The organism is Sphingobacterium bambusae, from assembly GCF_033955345.1.
GTDB classification, from domain to species: domain Bacteria; phylum Bacteroidota; class Bacteroidia; order Sphingobacteriales; family Sphingobacteriaceae; genus Sphingobacterium; species Sphingobacterium bambusae.
On record NZ_CP138332.1, the window covers coordinates 3282178 to 3304607 of the forward strand.

The 22430-nt window shown below is 48.0% G+C and carries 14 protein-coding genes; 7 read left to right on the forward strand and 7 right to left on the reverse strand.

Annotation, left to right across the window (positions count from 1 at the left end):
• The first annotated feature begins 302 nt into the window (after nt 1–302).
• From SCB77_RS13625 to SCB77_RS13645, 5 genes are all read left to right on the forward strand, one after another.
• Nucleotides 303–3191, forward strand: a complete 2889-nt coding sequence (locus tag SCB77_RS13625) for a sensor histidine kinase (RefSeq protein WP_320182558.1) — start codon at nt 303–305, stop codon at nt 3189–3191.
• A 14-nt stretch (nt 3192–3205) separates the two neighbouring features.
• Nucleotides 3206–4000: a hypothetical protein gene (locus SCB77_RS13630; RefSeq protein ID WP_320182559.1), complete on the forward strand. Its 795-nt coding sequence runs from the start codon at nt 3206–3208 to the stop codon at nt 3998–4000.
• Between the two features lie 20 nt (nt 4001–4020).
• Entirely contained in the window at nt 4021–4653 is a 633-nt protein-coding gene (locus SCB77_RS13635; protein WP_320182560.1) for a response regulator transcription factor, read from the forward strand.
• Nucleotides 4654–5057: 404 nt separating this feature from the next.
• On the forward strand, nt 5058–5180 hold the full coding sequence (locus SCB77_RS13640; RefSeq protein ID WP_320182561.1) for a hypothetical protein: 123 nt from the start codon (nt 5058–5060) through the stop codon (nt 5178–5180).
• Between the two features lie 137 nt (nt 5181–5317).
• Complete coding sequence (locus SCB77_RS13645; RefSeq protein WP_320182562.1) at nt 5318–7255, forward strand: polysaccharide biosynthesis protein; 1938 nt, start codon at nt 5318–5320, stop codon at nt 7253–7255.
• Nucleotides 7256–7318: 63 nt separating this feature from the next.
• Here SCB77_RS13645 and SCB77_RS13650 read toward each other — a convergent pair whose 3' ends face one another.
• The 7 genes from SCB77_RS13650 to SCB77_RS13680 form a co-directional block, all read right to left on the reverse strand.
• Nucleotides 7319–8500: a DUF5009 domain-containing protein gene (locus SCB77_RS13650; RefSeq protein ID WP_320182563.1), complete on the reverse strand. Its 1182-nt coding sequence runs from the start codon at nt 8498–8500 to the stop codon at nt 7319–7321.
• Between the two features lie 29 nt (nt 8501–8529).
• Nucleotides 8530–9879 (reverse strand): glycosyl hydrolase family 18 protein, encoded by a 1350-nt coding sequence (locus SCB77_RS13655; protein WP_320182564.1) that lies wholly within the window; start codon nt 9877–9879, stop codon nt 8530–8532.
• Nucleotides 9880–9916: 37 nt separating this feature from the next.
• The gene (locus SCB77_RS13660) at nt 9917–10894 is read right to left on the reverse strand and encodes a glycosyl hydrolase family 18 protein (RefSeq protein ID WP_320182565.1); all 978 of its coding nucleotides are present in this window, start codon (nt 10892–10894) and stop codon (nt 9917–9919) included.
• Between the two features lie 27 nt (nt 10895–10921).
• A complete protein-coding gene (locus SCB77_RS13665) occupies nt 10922–12505 on the reverse strand; it encodes a SusD/RagB family nutrient-binding outer membrane lipoprotein (RefSeq protein WP_320182566.1) in 1584 nt (527 codons plus the stop codon).
• Between the two features lie 10 nt (nt 12506–12515).
• Nucleotides 12516–16070 carry a SusC/RagA family TonB-linked outer membrane protein gene (locus tag SCB77_RS13670; RefSeq protein ID WP_320182567.1) on the reverse strand — a complete coding sequence of 1185 codons (3555 nt, stop codon included), beginning with the start codon at nt 16068–16070 and terminating at the stop codon, nt 12516–12518.
• Between the two features lie 102 nt (nt 16071–16172).
• Nucleotides 16173–17321, reverse strand: a complete 1149-nt coding sequence (locus tag SCB77_RS13675; RefSeq protein WP_320182568.1) for a FecR family protein — start codon at nt 17319–17321, stop codon at nt 16173–16175.
• 79 nt (nt 17322–17400) lie between these two features.
• Nucleotides 17401–17967: an RNA polymerase sigma factor gene (locus SCB77_RS13680; RefSeq protein WP_320182569.1), complete on the reverse strand. Its 567-nt coding sequence runs from the start codon at nt 17965–17967 to the stop codon at nt 17401–17403.
• A 298-nt stretch (nt 17968–18265) separates the two neighbouring features.
• On the opposite strand from SCB77_RS13680, the gene SCB77_RS13685 reads away from it, so the two are divergent.
• Entirely contained in the window at nt 18266–19048 is a 783-nt protein-coding gene (locus tag SCB77_RS13685) for a glucose 1-dehydrogenase (protein ID WP_320182570.1), read from the forward strand.
• A gap of 360 nt (nt 19049–19408) precedes the next feature.
• The gene (locus SCB77_RS13690; protein ID WP_320182571.1) at nt 19409–22411 is read left to right on the forward strand and encodes a SusC/RagA family TonB-linked outer membrane protein; all 3003 of its coding nucleotides are present in this window, start codon (nt 19409–19411) and stop codon (nt 22409–22411) included.
• Nucleotides 22412–22430: the final 19 nt, after the last annotated feature.

Sequence of the window (22430 nt, forward strand, 5' to 3'; positions counted from 1 at the left end):
AGAACGCAAGGCCGGTCGGGATTCTTGTGATATATGTCACTTTTTTGGCTCCAAAAAATAAGTATATTTACAACGGTAACTTGACCTTTCTGAAGAAATGGTTATGTAGACTCTTTCTTCATTCAACTATTAACCCCCCAGATGCTCAACGAGTAGCGGGCTGCTATCGCTAGCTGGCGGGATTGCCAATTGTTAAGGTACCCCTTTATCTTACGCGAATTCGCCTCATGGGAAATAGATCGTTGCGATCCTATATTTTTTTTGTACACTGCTGTGTGTTTCTGCTCGGCTGCGGTAGCGTTATGGCCAATTCCCCTTATCGGCAGGTGCGTATTCTAGAAGGTATTGATAAAGAGCATGTGATGTTTAGCCGCGCAGCAAAGGATGCCGAGGGTATGATCTGGGCGGTAGCGGGAGGCGAGCTCTTTCGCTATGATGGGGTGCATGTGCTGCCCTTTGCCAAGCTGTATCCCGGACGGTTGCCCTTTGATGAGATTCAAGATCTAAGCATGGACCCTTGGGGCAGACTATGGTTGAATAGCCGAAATGGGATCCTTATCTTTGATTTAAAAACATGGAAATTTTGCTATCAGCAACCCTTTGCTGAAAAACTGGTACACCGCAAGGCGGTGGGTTTTGCGCGGATGAAGGATGATTTTTTCGTGGCTACCGACCGCGGGGAGGTCTACCAGATTACTGCCCAAGATAAAACCTTTCTGTTTAGCTTTGACTATGCCAAAGGGCTGGGACGGACGCCTGTGGGAAAGCTCTTCGTGGCGGATGAGTCGGCTATTTGGCTGGCTATCAATGAAAAACTTTACCATTACGATAGGCGGGGCGAGAAAAGACGCCTGCGCGCTATTCCCTCTTCTATTTTTGAACAGCTGGAAGATTTGCTGCCCCTAAAAGGCGGTCTGCTATTGCGGAACTACCGTGATGGATATTACCTGTATGACGGGCGTCGTTTTGTATTGTCTACCCTCAAGAGCGAGCATGAACATGATTTCACCAATTGGAACCATTGGGCTGTTGCGGATGGGGATAAAATCCGTTTTTTTCATCGTAATGGCCAATATTTCGAATATAGTAGGGATATTGCTTTTAGACGCCTGAAAGTGGCTAGCCATCGTTTGGCGGAAACGGTGCTGTACAAGCGCCTCAACCATTGGCAGCGAAACGGCGATGAGTGGCTGCTGTCTACGGATCAGGGGCTATATGCGGTATTTCCTGCGGAGATATCCTTTGACTTTGTGGATGCTGGCAGCACGCGCGGCATGATCAAACAGCAGGGAAATTACTTTATTGGTGGCTATGGCTATATGCACCTATTATCGCCCACGGGGGCGGTGCGCACTTTTACCGAGGCTCCCGAGAAGAATTACTATGCTTTTCTTCCTTTAACGGCTGATACAGCGTTGGCGGTGATCGAAGGGGAGTTCTTAGCTTACCTGCGGCATGGTCAATATGCCTCGGCTAGCATTCAGGTGGATAGCAGATACCGTAGGCAGTTTAGCACCATGGCACACTGTGCTGCCCGACTGCATAGCGATACGGTGTTGGTGGGCACGGCAAATGGTATTTGGCGTTATGCGCTCGGGTCGGGAAAGGTATTACCCTTGCTAGATAAACGGGGAAAGCTCGTGGGCGACGGTATGCGGATGCTGTCGATTCGTTACAGCGATGGTTTGCTCAGCTTTTCGGGTGAAGATGGCTATTTTGAATATCGACGGAACATGGTCGAGAAGCGGTATCCCTTGGATGCGGCCAACCTGTCGATATACGATCACGTGATCTGCCAAGGAAAAGTCTATTTAGCGACGAAAGGTCGCGGCCTGGTAGTGTTGGAAGATGGGAAAGCGAGTTTGTTCCGTGTCGAGCAGGGATTGTCCAGTAACATCGTTTACCAGCTGTTCAACTATAAAGGTGCCATCTTCGCGGGCACCCGCCGCGGACTATCGGTCAAGATCAAGGATAAAATTTACAACTACCACATGGCCGATGGATTGCCTTTCGAGGAGTTCAACCACAAGGCTTTGTATTACGATGCTGCCGAGGAGAAGTTGTTTATGGGAGGCACCGAGGGCTACATGGTTTTTAATCCGCAGGCCTTGCTGCAGCTGGCTGAGCACGACTATGCGCCTAAACCGGTGGTATCCTCTCTGCATATTGGTATGAAGACCAATCTTTTTCAACATAACTATGCTTGGAACGAATTGCGGGATACGCTCGACCTGCCCCGAGAGGCGGTGATGTTTACCATGGATTTTGCGCGAACAAATTACTACCGACAGGGCTACGCCATGTACTATAAGATTGAGCCGCTGATGGATGGCTACCAGGAGATGCCCATGTCTAACCAGATTAACCTCTCGGGCATGACAGCTGGCGAGTATCGTATTTCCGTGAAAGTTAGCCCGAGCAACACCGCCCATACCGAAACATGGAGTTGGCTGGTGAAAAAACAACCGGTGTTTATGGAGACACAGGGCTTTTATTTCTTGCTGTTGCTGGGCGTTAGCGGGGTGACCACCTATGTGCTTTTTGAGCGTAACCGACGCAAGCGAAATGAGAAATTGTTGCGCCGACAAATCTCTAGCGATCTGCACGACGAAGTAGGCGGCCTGTTGACGGGCATATCGATGCAAGCCGACCTGCTGATGCTGAGCGGAGAAACGCAGGTGCAGGAGAGTGTGCTTTCTATTGGTCGGTTTAGTCGGGAGGCCACACAGATGATGGACGATATTATCTGGTCGATAGATGGGCGCAATAACTATCAGGGAAGTTTGGAAGACCGGATCAAGTTCTTGGCCGCAAACATGTTGGAGCCCTTAGGAGCGCATATTGTATTCGACGTAGATATTGATTACGATAAAAGCTTGCGGCAGGTTGTGCGTCAACATGTTTACCTGCTGTTCAAAGAGATGTTGCATAATATCTGTAAACATGCACAACCGAGCCGGATCGATATCTTGCTGCATTTTCAACGCGGCGAATTACGCTTGCGGGTGAGCAATGACGGTATTATGCAGCCCTCGGAGACGAGGCGACTACGCGTAGGACAGGGCATGGGCAATATGGAAGATCGGGTAAAGCAAATTGGTGGTACCATAGATCGATGGAAGGATCAGGCTTTCTTTATCGTGGAGCTCCGCGTGCCTTCGCGCAGAACAAAATTAAAGTGGTGGATTTAAAATAACAGAAAAGGATGATGGAAAATGCGTTACGGAATTTGGCAATAACACTCGCGCTGACGGGGGTATTGCTGTGTATAATCGGGGTGGGGATGCGCTTGATAAAGCTTCGCAAGCATAATAGGAAAGCGGAAGTCTTGATTTGCGTGGCCGCGGCGGCGCTGTTGTGGCATGCCTTGGTGTATGTGTTGATTTACACCGGCCTCATTCGTGAGGTGCCCAATCTCTACAACAAAGGTATTCCTTTCTATTACCTGATTGGACCAGCGACTTACTTTGCCACCCAGTTTACCCTATTTCCAAATAGCAAATATCCCAAATTCTGGTGGTTGCATCTTTTGCCGTTTTTCTTTGGGGTCATTGATGTTATTCCTTACGCTATCGCCCCCCTAGTGGAAAAGAAAGCGTTGCTGGAAAATGTGGTGCAAGACATGAAGATGGGGGTTTTGCATCAATTCGGATACATTAATCAAAAATGGCATTATATACTGCGGTTCTTCTTAGCTTTCGTATATTTAATGGCGCAATGGAGATTAATTTACGTGCATGATCATCGTTTTTCAGCACTGGCCCCTTCGATAAAAAGTTATATGATTTGGTATGCCTGTTTTTATTCCCTGCATCTTTTGATGCAAACGAGCTTGGTGCTCAGTTTGCTTTTCAACCAGCTGCAGTCTTCGTTTATTATGCGGGATATTGATCAGTTGATTTGGGTAAGTTTGTTTTACTTTGTGTTTAGTCTTTGGATATTTCTTAGCGCACTTTCTAAACCGCTGGGCTACTATGTCTATAAAAATGTACAGGCATAGGCCATCGTAATTGAAAAATAATGGATAAAAAATACCGTTTGGCCATTGTCGAGGATCGACAACATGTATTGGATCTCTTAGCTAGTTTTTTCAGCGTCTCCAAATTTTTTGACCTGCAGCTCACGGCAAACTCGTATGAGGCGCTGACCGATCGTTGGAAATCGCAACAGCTTGATATCGTGCTGAGTGATATCGGCTTGCCCGGTAAGTCGGGCATTGAAACCACTTGGTATGTCAAACGACGGGCCCCCGATGTGCAGGTGGTGATGTTTACTGTCTTTGAAAATAAAGATGCCGTGTTTCAGGCCTTATGCGCGGGCGCATCTGGCTATCTGCTCAAGGGGACACCGCTACCGCAGATCGAAGAACGCTTGTTGGAGGTGATGAACGGAGGCTCGGTGATGAGTCCGCAGGTGGCGCGCCTCGTCTTCGAGCATTTCAACCCGGCATTAAATGTCAGCAAATACGAAAAAACGGAACAATTAACGCCTCGCGAAATTGAAATAGTCTCCATGCTGCAAGCCGGCGCATCTTATAAAGAAGTGGCTAGCACTTTATTTGTAAGCGTCGATACCGTGAAGTACCATATTCGAAATATTTACCAAAAATTGCAGGTGAGTAGCCGAGCTGAATTGATTTTGAAGTATAAGTAGTGGTGTAGTGACAGGGTGATGAAGTGACAAGCTGATGATTTGGTGAAAGGCTTTTCTTTCGTCACTTTGTAACCATATCACGTTGTCACAAAACAAAAAAAAGGCTTTCAAACGGGGAGAATGAAAGCCTTTGCTAACCAATTATAAACCTAAATTATGATAGGACAAATATATGGACTATTTTTGATACAGCAAAACCGTTTTAGTAAAAAATTATTTCTGTATAAATAATAGGGCGGTAGGTTGCGGATCCTTTTTGGATTGCTAGCCATTTTGAGAGGATGCTGTGGCTAAGAGAAGAGGCGAAATCAGATAGTTTACGGCCAATGCGTATGTGTTTTTCTTTTTCGGTATAGTTATTGCTAAACACAAGATGCTGTTATCTGATTAGCGGCACATTGAGCATGGAGAAATTAAGAAACCGTTACACACGTGCATCCTTGGCAGAGCGAAATCTTTGGGCATTTTCTGCGTTGGCTATTGTGGTCATTTTGCAGTTGTGTGCACTTATTGTTATTAACCCTTAGATTTTCACGATACCCCTATAATTTCATAGATAGTTTGCTGGTGCAGCAGAACTTGAATTGCTTCAGTCCTTAGCTATTAAATCATATGGAAGATATCGTGAATTATTCGTTATTTTGAGGAAAAATCGGCGCAACTCATGAAGCTGAATTTATTACGAAGGAAGTTGAGAAAAGATAATCCCCGTTGGGTGATTCTTTTGGTGGACATGTGTATTGTTCTGCTCTGCTACCTCGTGTCTCATTATATCGTCAATAGTTTTCGCGGAAATTTTAATGTGCTCTTGATGAGCAAAAAGAGTCTGTTGGTCTTGACGGTGTATACAGGTTCATTTCTGTACATGCGCACCTATCGCGACATTGTGCGGCACACCGGACTCAGTGAAGCCATACGGATCTTTAAGACGGTGTGGCTGGCTTGCATGCTCCTTTTCGTGATCAGTTTCGGTGTACGGCAGGTCTTTGTGAAAGGTACGCCTATTAGTGATTATCTCCGACAATCCTATGCCTTGATTTTTACCCATGGTTTTTTTACCATGGTAATGCTGGTGGCGGCGAGGGTAGTCTACCGGCAGCTTTACGAGGCCTTGTTTTTTACGAAACGAAAAAGCCGACATCTTTTAATCTTTGGCGCTTCAAGACCTGGATTGGTGGCTTATGCCATGCTGAACGATGATATCCGCGCGAAGAATAAAGTGCTCGCTTTCGTAGAGGATAAAGCCAATAAAGTAGGCAAGAACTCGCGCGGGATCCGAATTTTGGATATTGCCGATATCGATGAAGACTATGTGCGTCGTCATGATATCGATGAGGTGATCATTGCTGTAGAAAACAATGACCCCGAGCGTTTGTCCCGGGTTACGGATCATTTCCAGCAATTGAACCTCGAACTAAAAATTATGCAGCCGGGTCGTTCCCTGTTAAATGGCGGTGGAAAACGGCAAATCCGCAAGCTGCAGATCGAAGATCTTTTGGGGCGCAAGCCTATACGTTTGAATAATCCCATTGTGGAGGAAGAGTTGCATGATCGGGTGATCTTGGTGACGGGCGCTGCGGGATCCATAGGCAGTGAACTGGCACGACAGATAGGACGCGTAAACTATAAAAAATTAATTCTACTGGATCAAGCCGAATCGCCGCTTTACGATTTGCAGCAAACGATCCACCTACAGCAACCGGAGTACGCCTCCTTTGTGGTTGGAGATGTAAGAGACCACATTTTTATGAAGCGTATCTTTGAAAAATATCGACCTACGGTGATCTTTCATGCGGCGGCCTATAAGCATGTGCCCCTGATGGAGGAAAATCCGTATGAAGCCATTTGGACAAATGTGTATGGCAGTCGGATTATGGCCGATTTGGCGATGGAATTTGAGGCCTACAAGTTCGTGATGATTTCTACCGACAAGGCCGTGAACCCTACGAATGTGATGGGGGCGAGCAAGCGGGCGGCGGAGATTTATATTAACTCCTGCAATGCACGCAGCAAGACTAATTTTATCATTACCCGGTTTGGCAACGTGCTCGGATCCAACGGATCGGTCATTCCGCTCTTCGAAAAGCAAATGGAGCGTGGTGGACCACTTACCTTAACCCATCCTGATATTACCCGCTATTTCATGACTATTCCGGAGGCCTGTCAACTGGTGCTGGAAGCGGGGACCATGGGGCATGGCGGAGAGATTTTTGTGTTTGATATGGGCAAATCGATTAAGATTATGGATTTGGCCAAACGTATGATCAAGCTGAAAGGTTACCGCTATCCGCAAGATATTGATATCAAAATTGTGGGTCTACGCCCAGGAGAAAAGATCTTTGAAGAGCTGCTAGCTGATAATGAGAACACCATCAATACGCACCATCCGAAGATTATGATTGCTAAAGTTTGCACGGAGGATTTACCGATGAAACGCGTACAGATCGAAGCCCTGTGTACCTATGTAAAGTATGAGACGGGCGGATCGGAAAATGTGCAATTGGAAATTGTACGACAACTCAAAGGTATCGTTCCCGAGTTTGTGTCGCAAAATTCGGTATTCAGCGAACTTGATACCGTAGATAGCAAATTCGTTTCTTAAGCCATCTACCTTCAATCTGCTATCCAAAAATAGGTGGATAGCATCCACTTGAGCGATACCCAATCATATCTTTAACTTCCAAGATTTCTTTTCTAAAGCGGCTGTTATCTGTATAATGAGGTAGGCGAACAGTAAGGATTTCGCGATGCCAACAAGCCCAGTGGTCAGTATAGCGGGAAGTTGGGTATAGGCGGCTCCCATAAGTGCGTAAAACACATAAGGCACCAGGTAGCAGGTCAAGGTGCTGCTGCCTGCTGGACGTATGGCCGCGTGCCATTTTAGGGCTGCTTTGGACTTGGCAATTGCTATCGCCAACGCAAACATACAAACAGCAATGCCGCTGCAGATCAATACCCACGAGGGGGTAGACTGAATTTTGGAAATGCCCCAGAGCGGGCGTGTGGCAAAACCAGCGATCAAAAGCAAGCTCGCGAGCGCCAAAAAGGATACATAGCGCGCGCTTACCTTTTCTTGCAGCTCTCGATACAGCAAGGTAGAGAGCACGCCAAATAGGCAAAATAAGCCCATGGCGCCGTCGCCGGCAAACCAGAAGTAAGGTTGTATGCCTGCAAAGGCCTGCATGATATGCAAATGTGTGCCTATATTGATGGCCAGCAAGAGTGCGATGGCTAGCAGAATAGGCAACAACCGACCTTTGGCCAAAAAATACACCAGGGCGGCCGTGAAGTATCCCCAGCCGATAAGGCCGAGGATACCCCACCAGTGTATGCCCATGGCCGTGAGTCCGCGCTGACCATCGATGTTCTCATACAGAAAAACTAAGGCTATAAGCAACGATACACCAATCAGCTTATACCAAATCACCGCTTTGTTGCCTTTGGGATAAACTCGCCAGATCAAGAAGAAAGCGAGTATCAGCAGGCTGGTCCACCAAGATTTATGCAGATAGGCATTGGGGCTATAGTTTTCTTGGTTCACCAGAAAAAAGCCCATGCTCAACAACGCAAAGGTACGGGAAGCGATGTGCCACAGGATGGACGCCGCTTTTTCGCCTTTCGCTCTTTTACTATCGATGGCATAGGGGAGGGAAAGGCCTACGATAAAGAGGAACAAGGGAAAAATTACATCGGCGAAACCCATCCCGTCGGCATCCGCCGCAACATGCTCGATCCAGTGAGGAATATCCGTTAAGGTCCAAGTGTCGTTTACGAAGATCATGAAGAACATGGTGGTTGCCCGAAGGATATCGATCGCTAGAAATCGCTGTTGCGCTGTTGCTGTCATGTGGGAGTTCTGCTTTTTGCTTATCTATTTTATTCGCCGAGGCTGCTTTTAATACTATTCATCAAGGATCGTGCATCGCGCACATCGTAATCGCCCGCCCAAAGGTAAGCGCCTTTAAAGCCATTGCTCTTGATGTATGCCGCTTTTTGCTTCACGAGTTCTGTACCGTTGTAATAAACGCCGGAAGCTACGTTAGGTAGAAAGTCTTTGCTGTAGGCCTGCTCATCACTGCTGGCATTTAAAATTTCGACAAAAGGCATGTACCCGTAGGAACCCCAGTCTTGGTTGTTGCCATTGGCATCTAAGCGATCATAACGAACACCGAAGGCCGGAATGCCCAATACTAATTTGGCTGCCGGATAGCCTTTGTTGAGCCAAATATTGGCCGAGCTGATCAAGAAATCCATGGGAGAAGATTGCCCCAAGGGAGCGCCAGGGCCTACATGCAGGCCATTCTCGAATGAACGCACATGTATCCAGTCGGCGGCAGAAAGATCGGTATATTCCCAATGCAGGTAATTGGTGGTGACCGTTGCGGTGACGATTGCAGTGCTGGGTAAGGCGGCTTTCAGCGCACGTATGAACGGTGCTACAGCAGCAGCATTACGGGCGGAGATGCCATAATCATCGTTGCTCAAGTCGGTCATCAAGATGTCTACGCCGTCGATGCGCTTGGCTGCTACATAGGCGGCTAAGCTGCTGACCAGTTGCGGCATCATAATCGGATCGCTGATCACCGTTCCGAAGTCGGTATTGTTGTATAGCGACCAGCCATCTACGCCCGACAGACGGCCAGACACACTGAGTAAAAAGGGGACGCCGTGGATATGTGCACGTGCCACCAGTTCATCGGTCACTTGATTGAGATCGCCTTTCGAGAAATCCACCGTTCCTTCAGGCAGCACGCGTGCTCCATTGAAGGCCACATGGGTGACCTGCGCCCAATCGATATGGGTCGCATTGCCATTCTCGGTGAGGTAGGAAAGGGCGATATGTTCATAGGGCTTGGGTGTATAGGATGATGGGCTGACCAGTACCTTGGAGATACGTTTAGAGCTTTGGCCCTTGTAGCTCGCTTCGAGCGAGATCTCAAATTCGCCACCACCGGCAGGTGGGTTAAACACAAAAGCGGTATCGCTGGATACATGCACGCCATCAACCTTCCAGCTGATCTCCATGCCGCGGCTAGGCGAAGGGGAAAAACTCAGCCTGCCGTAGTTGACGGACTCGCCTTCCGAGACAATGCGATTGGGCGAGGTGAAGGTATTGCCGTTATCAAATATCCGCGGGTAAAATTCATTATCAAAAGTATCGTCGCTGGAGCATCCCAGTTGCAGGATGCTGATGGCGATGATGAGTAGACTTGTTATTTTTTTCATAATTTTTTTGCTAATCAGGTAAAAAATGGCTGCTAGACTATTCCGCTAGCTGCTCAACAATAATATGTAGTAGCGAATTCGGTGCCGGCGCATCGGCAAGCAAATGCCAGATCATGATCCCGGCAGCGCGTTGCTCTCGGGCGTAGGCTGCTTTTTTACCGATGGCTTTCCGTCCGTTGTAATAGAAGGTGCCTTTCCCTGGGATGTCTATTTTGTCGGCATCTGCCGACAAAGGATACTGAGCGATGAGTTCCTTGAAGGTGATATCATCGGCTATAGCCTCGCCAAAACCATATCCATAGAAAGGGACACCGATGACAAGCTTACTGGCGGGCACTTTTCTGGCATCGCGCCAATGGGTAAAATCGGCGACCATATGTTCGTAGGTGGCGTGCGGGCCGGGCTTGTCTTTGTTCCAAGGACCGGTATGGTCGTAAGACATGATGTGCAGCAGGTCATATACGGCGAGAGCCTTATCGGATATGCGATTCGATGTCCAGGTGGCCACGGCGGCGGTCATTTCTTTACCCCTGCTGCGCAACATCTTGGATAGTGCGAGCACAAACGATTCGTAATTGCCGTCAATAAAATCGCCTTCCAGATCGACATCAATGCCATCTAAGTTGTAGCGATCAATCAACTGGGCGAATTGTTCGATCAATTTGGATTGCTGTGCCGGCTGCAGCAAGTGTTTCAGGTGCTGGGGAGGATTTCCACCAGCAAAAGAGGCAAAAACCTTAACGCCGCTATGGTGAGCTAGTTGTGCGGCTTCTTTCAGGCCGGCTACTTCGGCGAAATTCCCTTGTGCATCGGGATTGATAAAGGCAATATTCAGGTGGGTGATCTTCGCAAAGTCTACCTGTTTGGCTGCATTCAGCAATTGTTCGTTGGCAAAGAGGTAGCCCACAACGAGGGCTTTCTTGCCCGGCTCGGGTTGTTCGACGGCCTCTTGTGGTTTTGCACAGGCAAGAAGCAGGTGCATGCTGGCAAAAAGGAAGCTGATGTATTTTTTCATGATTATCATGTCTATTGTTTATGTTGATTAGGGTCTATCCCACCACACGCGGTTGGTCCAGCTGTTGCCCAGTGCGCCTAGCGCTTCGATGGCTACCGTAGCATTTGCGCGGTTCTGTTCTAGTTCGTTAATGGGGTATTCCAGTCGACGCGGAATGCTGGTCGTATTGGATTCGCCGGTTAGTGAAGCCGTGAGCTGCGGAAAGCCCGTGCGCCGCCAATTGGCAAAGGCCTCGGTTCCGTTCATCAATAGCGCGATCCACAATTGTTTATTGATCAGCTCAATTTCACGGCCGGGAAGGAGGCTGTTGCCGCTAATAAAGCTGTTTATTTGGCTGTCGGCAATGCTTGGCCCACCGGGATAGAGCGCAAGCTGCTGGCAAGCGGCACGGATACCGTTGCCGTAGTGCTCGGCAGCGCTAGCTCCCCAGTTGCCGGGCCAGCGTACGGCGGCCTCGGCCAGCAACAAGGATACCTCCGCATAGGTCATGTGCAGAAAGGGTGCATTGTTGCGGATCATAAAATTGGCCAGCTGTACCTTCTGGTCATTGTTTACGGCTTGTACGGTTGTTCCGTTTGCCAAGGTGATCGTGATAGGGTTTAGCCATTCATCCCATACGTAATCGGTAGGGCGCACGCCATTGTAGCCAATCTGTGCACGCAGGGGGTCGGTGATGTCTTGCCGATCAAAGGGCCGGTTGATGATGTCAATGTAGTAGCGAAACAGATGGGCCATACGGGGATCGTTGGTGCTGCGGAACTGCTCGATAAAGGTATTGTTGACACGAGGCTGTACTTCAGCTTGCACGAAAGCCGCCGAAAGGGCATTGCCACGAACATCCGTATAGGAATTTTGTACATCCTCGTGCTGCAACGAACAGATATCTTCATTGCTGCTGAAAAGGCCTGCAGCAAGTGCTGCTTGTGCTTCTGTACGGGCTTTCTCTGGATTGACCTTCACCAGGCGCATCGCATAGCGCAGGCGCAGGGAATTTGCAAATTTCTTCCAAGCGTTGATATCGCCGTTGTAGAAGAGGTCGCCCTGTACGCGATCTTTTGCGGGATCCAGCTGTGCGACGGCGTCGGCTAGCTCGACGAAGAAGTCGTTGTAGATATCCTCTTGCTTATCAAACTTGGGATGGGTGATGCCTCCGCTGTAGGCCTTGCCGGCCTCGCTGTAGGGGACGTCGCCGTAAAGGTCGGTCATGCGTGCAAATTCGTAGACCTTCATAATGCGGCATACGTTATGCAGATTGGAGAGGTCGGGATTATCCGCACTGCGGTCTACGGCGGATACGATGTCGGTGATATCCTGCCGATAGGCATTTTCCCAAAGGGACGACAGGTAGAGCCTGTTGTAAATATACATCTGCCCCCAGCGATTTGCCCAGATGCCACCCACCTGCTGCACAATGGGCATGGTAAGGCATAGATGGAGCTTTTCGTTGATCTCGAGATCGCCGGAATAGCGTAGTTGAACCTGCGACAGCTGTATAGCTGGGTCGAGGTCGCTGGATCGGGTTGGATCGGTGTTTACGTCGCCAAACTTGTCGCAGGAAGAGGCTACAAGTAGTGCTGTTGTTAATAGAGGAAATATAAATAGCTTTCTCATTGTTCTACGGTTAAAATCTGACATTTAGGTTAATGCCCCAGCTTTTGCGGGTTGGCAGGGAGCCATACTCCAGCCCTTGTCCATTTCCGTTGTTGTAATTGGAGTCCGGATCAATATTTGGAACGTCCTTATAGATAATAAAAGGGTTTCTGCTCACTACGCTGACTTGCATATCCTGAATGCCCCATTTGCGAGTCAAGGCCGTGGGGAGGCGGTAGCCGAAGGTAATTTCGCGCATTTTTACATAGGAGGCATCGTAGATGTAGGGACGGGCAACGCCGCCATCTTGCACGATCTGTGCCCAATACACGGATGGATCGACGGCGCGTGTGTTTTCAGTAAACACTTCGTTGCCATTTTCGTCGATGCTGCGGATTACGCCTTTGGGCACCAGTCCGCGTACATTACCAGCTGCTGTCCACTGCTCGATGGTCATATTGGCCATCTGCCGTTCTTCTTCGGAAATGATCCATTCGTTACGTCCTTCCAGCGTGCTGTTTAGACTTCCGCGGCTGGCAGCAAAGAGGTTGGTCATGGAAAACATATCTGCACCCGATTTGATATCCATAATAAAGGAAAGGCTAAAGTTTTGGTAGTTCATGGTATTGCTGATACCGCCCGTCCAGTCGTAGATTCCTTTTCCGACAAGTTGACGTTCTTCGCTTTGTAGCGGCAGGAGCGAAACGGGATCCAAAATAATATTGCCCTGCGGATCGGTCTGCTGATCGAAGGCAAGGATGGATCCATAAGGAGCATCGGGCTTTGCTACGACGGCGACACTCATCCAACGCGCATCCGACAAGGTGAGGAAGGGAACGCCATCTGCCAAGGATTCAACCATGTTGACATTGCGTGCAAAGTTAAAGCTCATATCCCACTGAAACTTTTCTTTGGCAATGAGGCTGGTATTCAACAAAATTTCCACACCCCGGTTAGACACCACGCCGGCATTGATCATGCGGGTTTGGAAACCGGATGAGTAGGGAATGGGCACACGATTGATCTGGTCGCGGGACTTTTGGGTGTAGTAGGTGACATCGAGGCCTATGCGGTTGTTCAGGAACTTCAGCTCGGTACCCAACTCGAAGGATCGTGTACGCGTAGGCCGTAGTCCTTGCGCGGGTAGTACTTCGGTGGCTGCTCCACCATAGGCCTGCCCATTGAAGGACAAGGGGTTGATGGCGTAATACAGATCTAACAGATAGGCTTCTGTATCGCCACCCACTTCGGCTGCTGAAGCACGGAATTTACCAAAGGAGAGGAAGGATTTATCGATTTTAAAGGCATCGCTGAACACAAAGCTACCGGCCACGGAGGGATAGATATAGCTGTTGCCATTTTCCGGCAGCGTGGAGGAGGCATCGCGGCGAACCGAGGCATCGATGTACAGGTAGTTTTTATAGCCGGCGCTGAACAACCCATACAAAGAGTTGAGGTGCCGGGCGTAGCTCATGGGTAGGATATTCTTGTCGGTGAAGCTGGTCGGGATAATGGCATCGCGCACGGTCATATTGGTGAACTGCATGGTGCGCCCACTGTTGTCCACCCGGGAGATGCTACCGCCGAGGCGTGCGGAAAGATGTAGATCGGTGGTCACCTGTTTTTGGGCAGTTACCAAGACGTCCGCTTCGGTGGTTACAAATTTGCGATCCATTTGGTCGAGACCGCCCGTAACGAAGCCCGGCGTGGTGCGTGGACTGAACTTTTCGAAATCTAGGAAGGTGAGGTCAGTAGAGGCGCGTCCCTGCACGTTCAGCCAAGAGGTCGCGGTGTAGCTCAGTTGTGCTGCCGCCATCAACCTGTTTTTATTGGTTTCATTGTACATTTCATTGATGACCCAGTAGGGGTTTAGGCGATATTGCCCACCGCCCCATTCAATATAGGATCCATCTGGGTTTTTATAGGTGTTTGCAAACAAGGACTGGTCCATGTTGCTGGCTAGACCGATAAAGGCATTGCCTATATTGCTGGGGCTATCGGCAAGGGCTGGTCTGTTTTTCACGTTCTCATTCATGTACATGGCGCGTGCCTCCAGCGATATTTTGGAGCCAAACTTGGAGGTGCCGTTCAGGCTGAAGGTATTCCGGCGCACGCCACTGGCGGGAATAATGTCTTTAACGCGCAGGTCGGCCGCCGAAAAGCGGAAGGAGGAGTTTTCATTACCACTGGTAAACGATAGGTTGTTACTGTAGGTGGATCCGGTGCGGAAGAAGCCGCCAATATTATCTTCTACAAAAGCGTAGGGACGCATAACGCCATCATAGGATTCCACCATCAGATCGGGATCCAAGCGGGCACCGAAATTTTGGAACAGCGTGGTGCGTGCTTGCAGCGCTGAGGTAGGTACATTCTGTTTGGTGCCTTGCCCAAAAAGACGTTGATAGCCATCGTAGGTGGTTAGCTGCGTCTCAAAAGAGGAGGTGCTATTAAACTCAATGCCCAAGGCTTTGTTGGTGCTTCCTTTTTTTGTGGTGATGAGGATGACCCCATTGGCAGCTCGTGTTCCGTAAAGTGCTGCTGCAGATGGGCCTTTTAGTACGCTGATCTTGTCGATATCGTCCGGGTTTATAGCCGAGATAGCATCGCCCATATCGTAGCCTTCTGCATACTGCCCTGACCCGGTTCCACCGTAGTTGGAGTTGTCAATAGGTACGCCATCCACCACGTAGAGCGGTTGGTTGTTGCCGGTTACGGTCGTGTTACCACGGATGATGACGCGGGAGGAGCCTGCCGGCCCACCGGCCGTGCTGTTGATGATAAGCCCCGGCACTTTACCGGCCAGCGAGTTGATGACATTGGTTTCGCGGGCTTTCTTTAGCCCTTCGCCATCGACTTCCGAAACGGCGTAACCTAGGGAACGCTCTTCGCGGCGAATACCGAGAGCGGTGACGACGGTTTCGTCTAGCTGTACGGAGGTTTGCTGTAGTTGTACGTTAAGTGCTTGCTGTCCGTTGCCGATGCTTACTGTCTTTGGGGTGTAGCCCAGTAGGGAGAAGCGAAGTTGATCGCCGGGATTTGCGGGCATGCCGAAATTGCCCTGCGCGTCTGAACGCGTCGTTTCGTTGCTGCGGAGGTTCAACACCGTAACACTTTCCAAGGCTTGTTGTTGCTCATCTATTATTTTTCCACGAACCTGCAATTGAAGCGCTTTGTCTACGGACGACGCGCGCTCGTCTTTTGTTGCTTGGCCGCTCGTGGCTTTTTTTTGTAAAATGACCGTTTGATCTTCGATGATGTAGCTAATAGGTTGGTTCTTTAAACAGATCGCCAGAGCTTGCTCTACCGTTGCATTTTCAATGTTGACGGTAATGGGCTTACTGTTTTTAAGCAGGAGCTGGTTGTACAGAAAATCATAGCCACTCTGTTTGCGGATTTCATTTAAGATGTCGGCTAGTGAACCATTGGTTTTGTGTATGCTAATGGGTTGTGCATAGCTGCGTGCTTGTACTTGGACAATCAGCAAAATAAGCAAGGCCGTGAGTTTCAGGCGCGACAGGCAGGGATGCACATGCCGGTGTACGCTGATCTTGCGGTACCAGGGTGTCGGTAAGGTTTTATTCATCATGGTTATTCTTTGGTATCGTTAGTTTGTTTTATATGTTCATGCTTGTTTGCCGTTAGGCGGTAGCTCCTGTGCCACTAGCTGTAGGACAAGGAGCGTTGTTTTCTAGGGGGATACAATGACCTTTCGTCCTTCGATTGTGCATTTTATGTTGCTCGCATATTCGATAAATCGCAAGATGCTCTGCAGGTTCTTCTTATTGGACACCTTACCGGTCAATACCACGTTGGAGGCTGATGCGGTTTGGTAAACGATATCGACATCATACCAGCGTGCCACTTTGGTCAGGACATGTGCGAGGCTCTCGTTGTTGAAGTTGAAGTAGCCGTTCTTCCAAGCGATGGCGGCATCGACGTCTACCGCTTCCTTATGCAGGGCTGTACCGCTGCAGATGGCCTGCTCGCCAGGTTGTAGTTGTAGCTGCTGCCTGCCAGTCTGTATAGCGACCGAGCCTTTTACCAAGGTTGTTTTTATCGGTTCTTCTGAACCGTAGGCTTCCACATTAAACTCGGTGCCCAACACGCGAATGCGTTGTTGCTGGCAATCCACGTAAAAAGGAACCTGCTCTTGGTGGCTAACGGAGAAATAGACTTCGCCTTGGATTTTGACAACACGCTCGTGCTTAGCAAAGCGGGTAGGGTAGCTAATGGTTGAGGAGGCATTGAGCCAAGCTTTGGACTGGTCGGGAAGAACGACTAACCATTTGCCCGCCGCAGGAGCGGTGATGCTGTTGTATTCTAAGGCTTCGCCATCGCCTTGGGTTTCTTTAACCTGATAGACAAGCTCGCCGTCCGCAGTTTTGATAATATCTGCTGCTGCAGTATGCAGCACAGTGCCTGCAGCAATTTCGGCGAGTTGAATGATGGAGCCGTCGGCTAGGGTCAAGATGGCTGTATTGCTGGCCGGACTGATCGCTTCGCTGGCCACTTGATTGGCTTGCTGGCTGGGAAGGAGATAACGGACGCCCGCAAAGCCGACGATCAGGATAACGGCGGCGGCAATTGTCCATCTCTTCCAAAGGAATAGACGGGTGGACTTCTGCTCGCTTGTGGCAATCTCTTGATCGATATGCCGATAAATGCGTGCGCCAAGTTCCTCGCGATCGCGAGCAACATCGGGCGATACCGGAAAATCCTGCCTTTGCTGTTCGGCGTACCAAGCGTTGAAATAGGCAAGCTCTTCGTCGCTGATCGTTCCTGATTTTAGCTTATATGCCAACGCTTCTATATAGGCGGCATCGTATTTTTGATCCATGATTAGGGTTAGTATAGCCTTATAGTCGGTTATACGGATGCATATACCTAGTCTAGTGTAAAATTTTTTTGGGGACTGTTTACAACAGTGGAATGGTTCCTACTAGCGCATTTTTGATATCGCGCAAAGCCTTTACCAGATGGTTGTTGACCGTCTTTTCGGATATGCCGAGCTCTAGGGCAATTTCCTTATGCGTTTTATACTGCTCACGACTTAATTGATACACCAGCCGACATTTTTCTGGCAGGGCTGTAATGCTCGCCGTCAATCGTTCCATCAATTCTTTTTCCAGGATATGCGTTTCGACGGAGGGTTCCGTTGTGGATAGGTAGATTACCGCTTCGGCCAGCGCAACACGGTTTCTATGGCGCTGCTGCAATTTATCGATCACTTTATATTTCGTGGCAACACTGAGGTAGGTATGAAAGGAATGCTTTAGTAGGAGTGATTCCCGTCGTAGCCATAGGTTGCAGAAGATATCCTGCACACATTCCTCTGCTTCTTCCGGATTGCCTAGGGTTCTCGCTGCTGTAAAAAATAGTTTCTCCCAATAGCGCTCATAGAGTTCTTGGAATGCCCGCCTATCGTCTGTCTTTAACAGCCCAATGAGTGTCTCATCGGGGTAGTCGCCATAGCGCTGCGTCATGATGCGTTAGAAATTTAAGTCAGTGCTGTCGATTAGTTGAAATAAAGCTAATAAAAAGTTTTTTGATTTTTTGCGCTGTTTCAAAATTTGCTGTTTTATCGGGTGAGGAGTACAGCAATTTTTTGATCGTTTTTCCTGCTATGTGCTCGTTCAAAAATCGATCGTGTACTTCGAGCAAGTTGCCAAGGAATAAAAAGATGTTACAACAAGTTTTACATTTGCTAAACATTTTGCCCGGTATAAAGCCTTACCTTTATAAGGGATGCCGATAAGGACATTCCATTAAAATATGACACATATGAAAGATAAAGTAATGATTGTGACCGGCGCGGCAATGGGCTTGGGACTAGCTGCCGCCGAAGAGTTTGCTGCAAAAGGTGCGGATCTGCTATTGGTCGATTATAATGGCGAAGCGTTGCAGGAAGCTAGCCATAAGATAAAAGCGGCTTTTCCGCAGATAAAGATTGAAAGTTATGTGGCTGATGTGTCCAAAGAAGAAGATGTGAAAGGTTATGTGGCCTTAGCGCTGAAAGCATTTGGTCGTATTGATGGCTTGTATAACAATGCCGGAATTGAAGGTAGGCAGGCGCCTTTGGTAGATTATGATCTAGAGGTTTTTAAGCGTGTGGTGGATATTAATCTGATGGGTGTTTACTTGGCAATGCGTCATGTTATTCCGGTCATGCAGAAACAGGGCTATGGACGTATTGTCAATGTGGCCTCGGTTGGCGGTATTCGTGGTGTGGTGAATCAAACGGCCTATGTAGCCACAAAACATGCTGTTTCGGGTATGACGAAAAATGCGGCTATTGAATATGCGAAGGATGGAATTTTAACGAATGCAATTGCGCCGGGTGCTATTTTGACACCAATGGTTGCCGAAGCTTTCAAACAGGTGAACCCGGCTGACCCGAAGGCAGCGGAAACGGAATATGCGCAACGCAATCCGGTGCGTGCCTTGGGACAGCCAAAGGACGTGGCCAAGCTGGTTGCCTTCCTGATTTCAGAAGACAACGGTTATGTCAATGGACAAACAATCGCCATCGATGGTGGTGAGTCCAACCTATACGGGAACTCGTAAGCCCGACCTGTTTTTAATCGAAATACCTTTAGTTTGCGATCGCCAAGGAACAACAATCCTTGGCGATCGCTTTTTTATCCCACCTGATGGATACCGTTTTCGAGTATCTTATTCGTTGTTTCGTTAACAATCCATTAACAAGTTGTTAGGATTTCATTCACAAAGTGGATAGATCGTAAACCCTAATTTTACGCACACTAACTTGATAATTCACACAATTGTTACAGTAAATGATAGAGATCAACAAGCTACAATGAAAAAACTAAAACGTTTGTGCAGGCAATGGAGTTTTTCCGTTTTCTAAGCAACAATAATGAACACAATAAAACCAATACCCAAACTAAAATGATTAAATTAAACTTGAGAAGAAGAAAACAGCATCCAGTGGGCGCTGGAAAACTCATGGGCATGCTGCTGCTGCTATTCCTTGTGCTGAATAGTGGATGGACAGCCTATGCACAGCAACGTACGATCAATGGTGTGGTGACAAGCGCCACCGACCAAAGTCCACTTGTGGGTGTGACTGTCCGCGTTAAAGGTGGATCTGAAGGTACCTCAACCGATCAAAATGGCCGTTTCAGCTTGCAGGCTGCTACAGGTGATGTGCTACAATTTACCTACATTGCTTTTTTGCAGGAGGACGTAAAAGTTGGAAACTCTTCCAATTTGCAGGTGGTGATGCGAACCGACAGCCGCAGTATGGACGAGGTGGTTGTTGTCGGTTTTGGTACGGCTAGAAAGTCGGAGATTACGGCAGCATCGACCAGTATTAAAGCGGAAGATTTTCGCTCGAGCGCGGCGCGAAATGCCATGGATCTCCTGCAAGGTAAGGTTGCAGGGTTGCAGGTTTCTAGAGGAGCCTCTAATCCAAACACGGGCGTAGGGATACAGCTTCGTGGAGCGACGTCCGTTTCTGGGACGAACTCGCCGCTGGTGATTATAGACAATATCCCTGGTGGAAATTTGGATCTGCTGCAACAGGCGGATATCGAATCGATCACCGTACTCAAAGACGGATCTGCTGCAGCTATATATGGAACACAAGCCAACGGTGGTGTTATTTTGGTTACCACAAAAAAAGGAACTGCAGGGAAAACACGCCTAGACTATTCCACATATGTGAACCGAGATTACTTAGCTAGGCGATTGGACTTTATGGATGCGGACGAGTATAGACAGAAAATTGCAGAAGGCCTAATCTCAGATGTAAACGATCGTGGTGCAAGTGTGGATGCATTGGATGAGTTGTTGAACAAAGACAACTTTAGTCAATACCATACTCTTGCTATATCCGGAGGTGGGGAAAACAACAATTTTCGTGCGAGTACCTATTACCGCGATTTGCAGAGTGTCGCTCGGGAGAACGGTCGTACAGAATATGGTGTACGCGCAAATTTCAATGGAAAAAGTTTTGAGGATCGATTGACGACACAAGTTGATTTTGTGACAAACTTTAATAATGCCAATCTACTTGCCGGTGGAGACATGTATGGTGGTGGAGGCTGGGAATGGGCCTATACACGAAATCCTACATTACCACTAAAAAATGAAGATGGTACGTGGTACTATGAACCTACATCCACAAACGAAGTAGCTCGCTTGTCGGAAGAGCATTACCGTCGTCAGCAACAGACCACTACACTCTCCGGTACTGTTGGTTATGAGATTATCAAAGACCTTAAGTTCAATGTTTTCGGATCCGTACAACGTAATTCTTGGGTTGATGGGAGCTATGCTTCTGCTGCGTCAGAATCGTCGGTAGAAAACAGTGTGGGCGCTTTAGGTCGTGCAACGCAAAGTAGTCGACTGGAGTTCAAATATGCCTTTGAACCAACAATTTCCTTCAACAGAGTGGTCAATGATGTACATTCTGTAAATGCTGTAGCGGGTTACAGTTATCGTTATGAAGTTAATCAGAATTTCAATGCGACTAATCGTGGATTTCCGAATGATGTGTTTGAAGAAAATAACTTAAATGCTGGGAACCAACTGGTAGCAGGTAGAGCTGAAATGGGAAGCTATAAGAATGACAACAAGATCATCGGTTTTCTTGGCCGTTTAATCTACTCCTACGACGGGAAATATACCATTCAAGGAACTTATCGTCGTGATGGGTCTAGTCGCTTTGGTGCGAACAACAAGTGGGGTAATTTTGGTTCTGTGGGAGCCGCATGGAACCTTACTTCGGAAGATTTTATGCAGAACTTAACTTTTGTCAATGATCTGAAACTGCGTGCCAGCTACGGGATAACAGGAAATCAAGATATTCCAAACTACCGTTCGTTAGTGACTTTGGGGACAGGAAATAACTATATTTATCCTGATGGTATCTGGAGACAGACATACGGGCCAACCACGAATCCAAATCCGAATTTGAAATGGGAAACCAAGCACGAGTATAACATCGGGGTAGATTTTTCGGTGATGAATGGAAGATTGGGTGGGGCGATTGATATGTACCGTCGGGTCACAAAAGATCTGTTAGGTACCTATACATCGCAGCAGCCTTCTTTGATCATGAACTCTATCTTTACAAATGTGGGGCAGATGTCTTCAAAAGGTGTGGAGGTAACTTTAAATGCGGTACCCGTAAAAAATGAAAATGTAACCTGGTCGATCGATTTTATTGGAAGCACAAACAGAAACCGTATGGACAGGTTTTCTGACGACGTGTACAAAGCAAGTTTTAGAGATTTTGCCGGCATCGGTGGTTCTGGAGCATTAGGGGACGCCATTCGTACATTCGAAGGAAATAGCGTTGGTGACTTCTATGGTAAGCGCTTTGCTGGCTTCACTGAAGAGGGGAAATGGCTGTTTTACAAGCGTGATGGCTCGGCCGTATCTTTTGATCAGATCAATGACTCGCGCGTGGACATTGCAAACAATGACTTAACAGTAATTGGAAATGCTATGCCCAAGTATTTTCTTTCTTTGACAAATACAGTGAAATACAAAAACTTTGACGTGCGCGTATTTTTCCGCGGTAAATTTGGTTATGATATCTTGAATACGACACAGCTTTCGTACGGAAATCAAGTATCTCTTCCTAATAACTTAATCAATGATGCATTCACCAAACATGCCGATTTGAAAGATACCTACATGTATTCCGATTATTATATTGAAAGTGGCTCACACGTGAAATTGGACGAGGCTAGCTTAGGTTATACGTTTAAAATTAACAATGAGCGTATACGTAATTTTCGGGTTTATGTGACAGGAACAAACCTTGCCCTTTTCACGAAATACTCAGGTAATGATCCTGACTTGGTGAAAGATTATGGATTGGATCCTGGTGTGGACGGTCGCGATCGATTCCCTACTACACGGTCATTCCTTGTTGGTTTGAACATCGGATTTTAATGGAACTGCATTGGAAAAA